The sequence below is a fragment of the uncultured Nocardioides sp. genome (assembly GCF_902805925.1).
In the GTDB taxonomy this organism is placed as follows: Bacteria; Actinomycetota; Actinomycetes; order Propionibacteriales; family Nocardioidaceae; genus Nocardioides.
This window is the reverse complement of record NZ_CADCUP010000127.1, coordinates 1-6,825: the sequence shown is the minus strand read 5'-3', so window position 1 is coordinate 6,825 and position 6,825 is coordinate 1. Positions and strand designations below refer to the sequence as shown.

Annotated in this window: 7 protein-coding genes; 3 read left to right on the top strand and 4 right to left on the bottom strand. The window is 72.5% G+C overall.

What is annotated here, in order from left to right:
• The coding region (locus tag QZX64_RS09155; RefSeq protein WP_295658554.1) for a GAF domain-containing protein at positions 1 to 435 on the top strand (435 nt) is incomplete at its 5' end.
• An 18-nt stretch (positions 436 to 453) separates the two neighbouring features.
• On the opposite strand, the gene QZX64_RS09150 is transcribed toward QZX64_RS09155, so the two are convergent.
• The 3 genes from QZX64_RS09150 to QZX64_RS09140 all read right to left on the bottom strand — a co-directional run bounded on the left by QZX64_RS09150 (position 454) and on the right by QZX64_RS09140 (position 3,809).
• Complete coding sequence (locus QZX64_RS09150) at positions 454 to 834, bottom strand: STAS domain-containing protein (RefSeq protein WP_295658553.1); 381 nt, start codon at positions 832 to 834, stop codon at positions 454 to 456.
• Between the two features lie 75 nt (positions 835 to 909).
• A complete protein-coding gene (locus tag QZX64_RS09145; protein ID WP_295658552.1) occupies positions 910 to 2,775 on the bottom strand; it encodes a CheR family methyltransferase in 1,866 nt (621 codons plus the stop codon).
• The gene (locus QZX64_RS09140; RefSeq protein ID WP_295658549.1) at positions 2,772 to 3,809 is read right to left on the bottom strand and encodes a chemotaxis protein CheB; all 1,038 of its coding nucleotides are present in this window, start codon (positions 3,807 to 3,809) and stop codon (positions 2,772 to 2,774) included. The genes QZX64_RS09145 and QZX64_RS09140 overlap by 4 nt, the downstream gene beginning before the upstream one ends.
• A gap of 108 nt (positions 3,810 to 3,917) precedes the next feature.
• On the opposite strand from QZX64_RS09140, the gene QZX64_RS09135 reads away from it, so the two are divergent.
• The gene (locus tag QZX64_RS09135) at positions 3,918 to 5,216 is read left to right on the top strand and encodes an ANTAR domain-containing protein (protein WP_295658547.1); all 1,299 of its coding nucleotides are present in this window, start codon (positions 3,918 to 3,920) and stop codon (positions 5,214 to 5,216) included.
• 26 nt (positions 5,217 to 5,242) lie between these two features.
• Here QZX64_RS09135 and QZX64_RS09130 read toward each other — a convergent pair whose 3' ends face one another.
• Positions 5,243 to 6,160, bottom strand: a complete 918-nt coding sequence (locus QZX64_RS09130; protein WP_295658546.1) for an ATP-binding protein — start codon at positions 6,158 to 6,160, stop codon at positions 5,243 to 5,245.
• Between the two features lie 355 nt (positions 6,161 to 6,515).
• Between QZX64_RS09130 and QZX64_RS09125 the strand changes: the two genes are divergently transcribed.
• Positions 6,516 to 6,825: sigma factor (locus tag QZX64_RS09125; RefSeq protein WP_295658545.1), on the top strand; the 310-nt coding region annotated here is incomplete at its 3' end.

Here is a 6,825-nt window from a genome sequence, read left to right as displayed (position 1 = left end):
CCCCGCGACGACGCCCGGATGAGCGAGCAGGGGTGGCAGCTGTTCGCCGACGCCTCGGCGGCCAACGGCATCGCCACCACCTTGTCGATGCCGATCCTCGACGACGGCGCGGTCGTGGGCGGGGTGAACCTGTACGGCGCCACCCGGCGGGCCTTCGAGGGCCATCACGAGCAGCTGGCGGAGGTCCTGGGGGCGTGGGCCGGAGGTGCGGTCACCAACGCCGACCTCGAGTTCACCACCCGGATCGACGCCGAGAGCGCACCCGCGGTGCTGCGGGGGGCGCGTCAGGTCGACGTGGCGCTGGGAGCCCTGGCCGAGGCCCTCCAGATCAGCGTCGACGAGGCCCGCGAGCGCCTGGACCAGGCCGCTGCCCGCGCCCAGGTGCGTCCCTCGCAGCTCGCCACGGCCGTCACCCGGCTGCTGCGGGGACAGTGACCCGCTACGTCCGCGGGATCAACCGGTGCGCGCCGGCGGTGGGTGCCGGAGGAACCGGAGGGCCTCCTCGACGGAGCGGACGACGACATGGGCGCGGGAGAAGCCGGTCAGGTCCATGACCCGCAGGACCAGCCGGTGACCTGCCGCCACCGGCACCGGGCCCACGCGCGGGGCCGCTCGGTCCAGCGCCGAGCGCAGCAGCGCGAGGCTGCCGCAGTCGACGAACGTCACGCTCTCCATGTCGACGAGGAGTCGGCTGCGCGACGACCGGGCCGCCTCGTGACAGGCTGCGTCGAGGAGCTCCCGCGACGCGAGGTCGAGCTCGCCGGACAGGGTCAGGGTGGCGTGGTCCTCGCCCAGGGTGACGCACACCGAGGGGGGCAGAGTGGTGGGGCACATCGGGACGCCTGTCACCTGGGGCCATCCACGACCGTTGCTCGACCGTGGCGACGCTGCTCCCCGATGCTACTCGCGTCAGGCCGTCGCGTCTGCCCTTCGACCCTCGGCATTCACGACCTCCATGGCCAGCACCGCGACGGGAGCCGTGGCTCCGTGGTTGCGGATGTCGGTCAGCGTCACGCGCACCTGCAGGCTGCGCCCGCGCCGGTTGACCGCGTCGATGACGAACGACTGCGGGCCGACCGGCTCGGCGGCCAGCTGCACGCGCAGCGGAGCGCGGACCTGGTCCAGGGGCAGGCCGATGTCGAGCGCCAGCAGGTGCTGCCCGACGGCCTCGTCGGTGCGGACGCCCCACAGGTCCTCGGCCCGGGCGTTCCACGCCAGCACGCGCAGGTCGGAGTCGACCACCGCCACCCCCGAGTTGAGGCTGCTCAGCACCGAGGACATGAACGCGTTGAGCCGGTCGACCTCGTCCTGCCGGTCGCGGAGCGCCTCGTTGGTGTACTGGAGCTCGTCGTTCATCGACTGGAGCTCCTCGTTCATGGTCTCGAGCTCCTCGTTCGTACTCTGGAGCTCCTCGTTGGTGGTCTCGAGCTCCTCCACCGTGCTCTGGAGCTCCTCGTTCGTCGTCTCCAGCTCCTCGTTGGTGCTCTGGAGCTCCTCGTACGCCGTCTCCAGCTGCCGGTTGGCGTGCTCCAGCTCGCGCTGCAGCTGCCGGTGCTGGGTGACGTCGTTGAAGATGATGGTGAGCCCCAGCGTGGCTCCCTCGTCGTCGGTGAGCGGGACGAACTGGATGTCGAGGCTGACCGGGTCGGCGTGGCCCCGCGCCAGGTCGACGTCGCGCAGCCAGGTGGAGCGTCGCTCGGCCAGCGTGTCGTCGATGTGGGTGCGCAGCTCCACCGGCCGGTACGACATCTCGAGGTCCTGGAACAGGCGTCCCACGTCCCGGGTGGTCAGCCCGAACAGGTGCATCGCCCGGTTGTTCACCACGCTCAGCCGACCGGTCGCATCGAGCACCACCTGCGCGGCGGCCGACGACAGCAGCGCCGCCGCGCGCAGCCGGGCGACGTCGTGGCTCTCCCCCGGCAGCGGCGAGGGCAGGATCGGCGGCACCAGCGCCCTGCGGTCGCGCGGCTCGGTGGCGACCTTCTGGAAGAAGCGGCGCCTCAGCTCGATCGGCCGGAAGGACGTGGAGTGGCTCAGCAGCATCTCGGCCTTGCCCAGGAAGAGGATGCCGTCGGGCCGCAGGGCGAAGTGCATCCGGTTCAGGATCTGCGCCTGCGTCTCGGCGTTGAAGTACATCAGGGTGTTGCGGCAGGCCAGGAGGTCGACGTGGGAGATGGGAGCGTCCTGGACGAGGTCGTTGCGGCCGAAGATGACGCTGCGCCGCAGCTCCTTGCGGAAGACGTACCGGTCGCCAGCGGCCTCGAAGTACTTCTCGGCGAGGTCGCCGGGCACCGTCTCGAGCTGGGTCGCGGTGTACGACGCCTGGCGCGCCTGGGCGAGGGCGTCCTCGTCGATGTCGGTGGCGTAGATCTTGACGCGCTCGCGCACCTCCTCCACCCCGAGCAGCTCGGCGAGGACCATGGCCATCGTGTAGGCCTCCTGTCCCGAGGCACACCCGGCGCTCCAGAGCCGGACGGGCTGGCCGTCGCGGCCCTTGAGGAGCGGCGGCAGGAGCTCCTCACGCAGGTGCTCCCAGGCGTCGGCGTCCCGGAAGAAGCTGGTCACGTTGATCAGGGTGGTGTCGAAGAGCTCCTTGAACTCCTCGGGCTGCAGCATCAGGCGGTCGAGGTACTCCTCGTAGGTGGGCAGCCCCACCATCGACATCCGGCGCTGCACGCGGCGGACCAGGCTGGCCCGCTTGTAGCCGGTGAAGTCGAACCCCCGCTGCTCCTTGATGTGGCGCAGCAGGGCGAGGAAGTCGTCGTCGTCGCTCACAGCGCGGTCCTGGCCTCGTCAGGGTCCGACGCGCCTCCACCCAGCTCGACCACGAGACGGCGCACCAGCTCGGCGGCCCGCCACGCCTCCTGGGCGTTCTCCTCGAAGCGGGTCGCGGTGCGTTCGGCCCCCCGCATGCTCGCGCGCTGCCCGAGGTCGGCGTTGAGCGCGGCCTTCTCCTCGAGGCTGCGCAGCGCCATCCACAGGGCACTCTCCAGACCCAGCGCCTGACGGTCCAGCAGGCTCTCGGGCGACCAGGCATGGCCCACCCGGCAGCGGTAGCGGCGCAGGTCGCCCTCGTCGATCTGGTAGAGCGCACCCGCGCAGTCGGGACAGCCGAAGCCGGCCGGCGATCCCGGCCTCTCCGTGCCGTGCATCGCCTCCGGGTCGAGGTCGGCCATCTGCGTCTCCATGTCCATCAGCGGGGTCACTGCCTGGGCCTCCGCGAGCACCGGGCTCGCCACGAACTCGGTCAGCACGGCCCCCATCTTCGTCACCGGCACGGTGTCCTCGACCGCGCCGGCTGCTGCGGCGGAGCGCGGCATCCCGTCGTACAGCGCCTCGTCGAAGTCCTGCACGAGGCACAGCCCGCCTCGGCTCCGCACGGCCACGGTGCCCGCCGCGCCGTCGTCGAGGGATCCCGAGAGCACGACGGAGACCACCCGGGCACCCCACGCCCGGGCCGCGGAACGGAAGAGCACGTCGACCGCTGGACGGTGCCCGTTCTCCTGTGGGCCCCGGGTGAGCGCGACCGAGTCGCCCAGCACGACGAGGTGGCGGCCGGGTGGCGCGACCAGGATCTGCCCCCCGGCGAGCAAGTCGCCCTCGCGGGCGTGCCGCGCGGGCAGCGGACCGGCGCGGTCGAGGATCTGCGGCAGCGCGCTGCTGCTGGTGGCGGGCACGTGCAGCACGACGAGCACGCACCCCGCGAAGTCGGCCGGGAGGCCGGCGACCAGCGCCTGGAGCGCTTCGACGCCGCCGGCAGACGCACCGACCACGACGAGGGCCGGAGCCGGACCGGAGCTGGGTGACATGGTGGCGCCTCTCGGGCCGCAGGACGGGACGGGACGGAGCAGAGACCGGGGCACCCCGGATCCGGGGTACCGTGAATGACTGTCTCACCTTCCAGAATCGAGTCTCCCATGGACCGCTCGACCGGTCAGCCCGCAGCACCTGACGTTCCGCAGCCGTTCGGGGCACAGCTGGCGGAGCTGCGCGAGCGCCTCGACAGGACCCGTGAGCAGGACGGTGAGCCCGTCGACTCCGCACTGCTGATCGCCGACCTGGAGACCGCCTACGAGGAGCTGCGGGTGGCCGACGAGGAGGTCCGGACGCAGCAGGAGCAGATCGCCCAGCTGCTGGAGGGCCAGACCCTGCTGCGCTGGCAGCAGGAGCGGATGATGGCGATGCTGCCGGTCGCCACGTTGACGACCGACCCCCACGGCATCATCCGGGTCGCCAACCTGGCCACCGCCCACCTCCTGGGCATGCGCATGGCCAGGGTGCTCGGCAAGCCGGTCATCACGCTCTTCGCAGCCGAGGAGCGCCCGCAGCTGCGCCGGCTGCTCTCCCAGGTCGCCGGCGGCGGCACGGGCTTCCACCGGAGAACCGTCCTGGTGCCCCGTGACGGCGACGCCGTCGAGGTCGAGGTCACCGCCACCCGCTCCCCCGGGTCCGCGCTCGAGATCGGCTGGATGATCCTCGACGCCCGGTTGTCCCACGCGGGCGAGGAGGCCGGCGAGAGCCCGCTGCCCGACGCGCTCGCCGGCATGGCCACCCTCGCCACCGAGGCCGGCGACCTCCAGGAGCTCCTGCAGCGCGCCGCCGAGCTGGCCGCCCTGGGGCTCGGGGACCCCGGGTCCGAGGTCACGGTCACCCTCGGGCCGCCGGACGCACCGGACGCGCTGGCCTCGACCGGGGTGAACGCGCAGCTCTTCGACGGCGCCCAGATCGCCCACGGCGAGGGGCCGTGCATCACCGCCTTCGAGACGCTCGGCGCGGTGCACAGCCCAGACGTCCACCACGACGCCCGCTGGCCACGGCTGGCCCCCGACGTCCCCGACGCGATCCGCGGGGTGATCGCCGCGCCGCTCGAGAACGGCGACCGGCTCATCGGCGCCCTGAACGTCTACCGGACCGCCGCCGGGCGCGCCACCCATCTGGTCCCGCGGGCCGAGCTGCTCGCCGCCACGATCGCCGCGGTCATCCACGAGTTCAGCGCGAAGTCCGAGCTGCGTGACCTGGCCGCCGACATGGAGCGCGCCCTGACCTCCCGCGCCGTCATCGACCAGGCCAAGGGCATCGTGATCGCCGAGCGAGGGTGCACCGCCGAGGAGGCCTTCGAGCACCTGGTGAAGCTCAGCAGCAGCCAGCAGCTCAAGCTGCGCGACGTGGCCCGCCTGCTGGTCGAGCGGAAGGCCGGCGGCACCTCACTGCCGTAGTGGGTCACTGCCGTGATGGGTCCGGCTCAGCGGACCCCGACCGAGAGGTAGACCGTGTTGCCCTCGGCGGTGCGCACGTGGCGCGCGTCCACCATGCAGTGGGTCAGCCAGAGGCCCGTGCCGCCTCCCGAGGGCGCGTCGGGCTCGTGGCCGACCAGGCCCACGAGCCCCTCGGCGCAGCCCGGACCGGCATCGGACACCGCGACGGTCAGCCGGCGGGCACCACGCCAGAGGCGGACCGACACGGGGGCGGCGCCGTACTGGTGGGCGTTGGAGGTGATCTCGCTGGCAGCGAAGAGCAGGGAGTCGACGTCGTCCTGGTGGAGCCCGACACCGTCGGCCACCTCCCGGACGGCGGCGCGCACCTGCAGCTCGCTCGGGTCGTCCATCTCGCGCCACGGAGCGGGGAGGCCCGGCTCGTAGGGGTCGAGGAAGCGGGCCGCGAGGAAGTCGTCCGGCGCGAGGAAGCCGTCGCTGGGCCGGCGACCCGCGCCGTCGCACTCCCAGGGGTGGGTCGCGCGCATGCTGGCGAGCTGCTCGTCGTCGAGCCAGCGGGTGGGGTAGAGGCAGACCTGCCACACGTCGGCCATCAGCAGGTTGCGCGCCGCCTCGACCCTCGACCACTCCCACCACACGGCGCGGTCCATCACCGGGCCCTCGTCGATGACGAGCAGTGCCTCGCCCGACTCCAGGTGCCCGGCCGCCAGGACCATGGCGTCGGCCAGCAGCTCGGCCGGGTTGGCGGCGATGTCGGGCATCGACCCGGCGAGCAGCCGGGGGGAGCCGTCGACCGCCTGGTGCAGCGCTCGCACGAGCGGCTCGCTGGTGTTGCACACGACCCACGTGCCGGCCCGCACGGCCTCCTGCGCCCGCGAGACGAGAGCCTCGGGGACGGCGTCGTCGTCGGTGAGCAGCAGCTCGTGGTGCCCGGTCCCGGTCCTCACGGCCCAGTCCTCATGGTTCGGTCCTCCGGGCGCCGCCCAGCCGGGCTCCGGCGGCTGCAGGACTGGGCATGGTCACATCTCTCCGGTCAGGACCGCTCAGGGACGCCGGCTCTCGATCTTCGACGGTACACGTCCGGGGCGGGTCGTCCCTCGGTGGCGTCCCGCCGCGGGTGCAGGCCCCACGGGTCTCACTTCTCACCGGTAGGGATGACTACCCGAGACTGGTCCGGACCGGCTAGGTTGGACCTTCGGCCCACTGAAAAAAACGGTGTCCGGCCGGCACTCGGGCGGAACCCAACCCATGAACGTGCTCAGTTCATCCCCACGGCTCGACCGCGACACCGACCGGCGGAGCATGGCAGTGGCCATCGATGCCACCGAGCTCACACACACCGAGCGGTCCGAGCTCACCGACCTCCTGCTGCGTGCAGCCCACGAGACCGACGACGCAGCCGAGCGCGACGAGCTCCTCGAGCGCGTCGTCCTGATGAACCGGCGCGTCGCCCAGGCGGTCGCCCGGCGCTACCGCCGGCGCGGAGTCCCCGACGAGGACCTCGAGCAGGCGGCGTACGAGGGCCTGACCAAGGCCGTGCAGAAGTTCGACCCCCGGCTGCGCAACGACCTGCTCACCTACGCGGTGCCCACCATCCGCGGCGAGGTCCAGC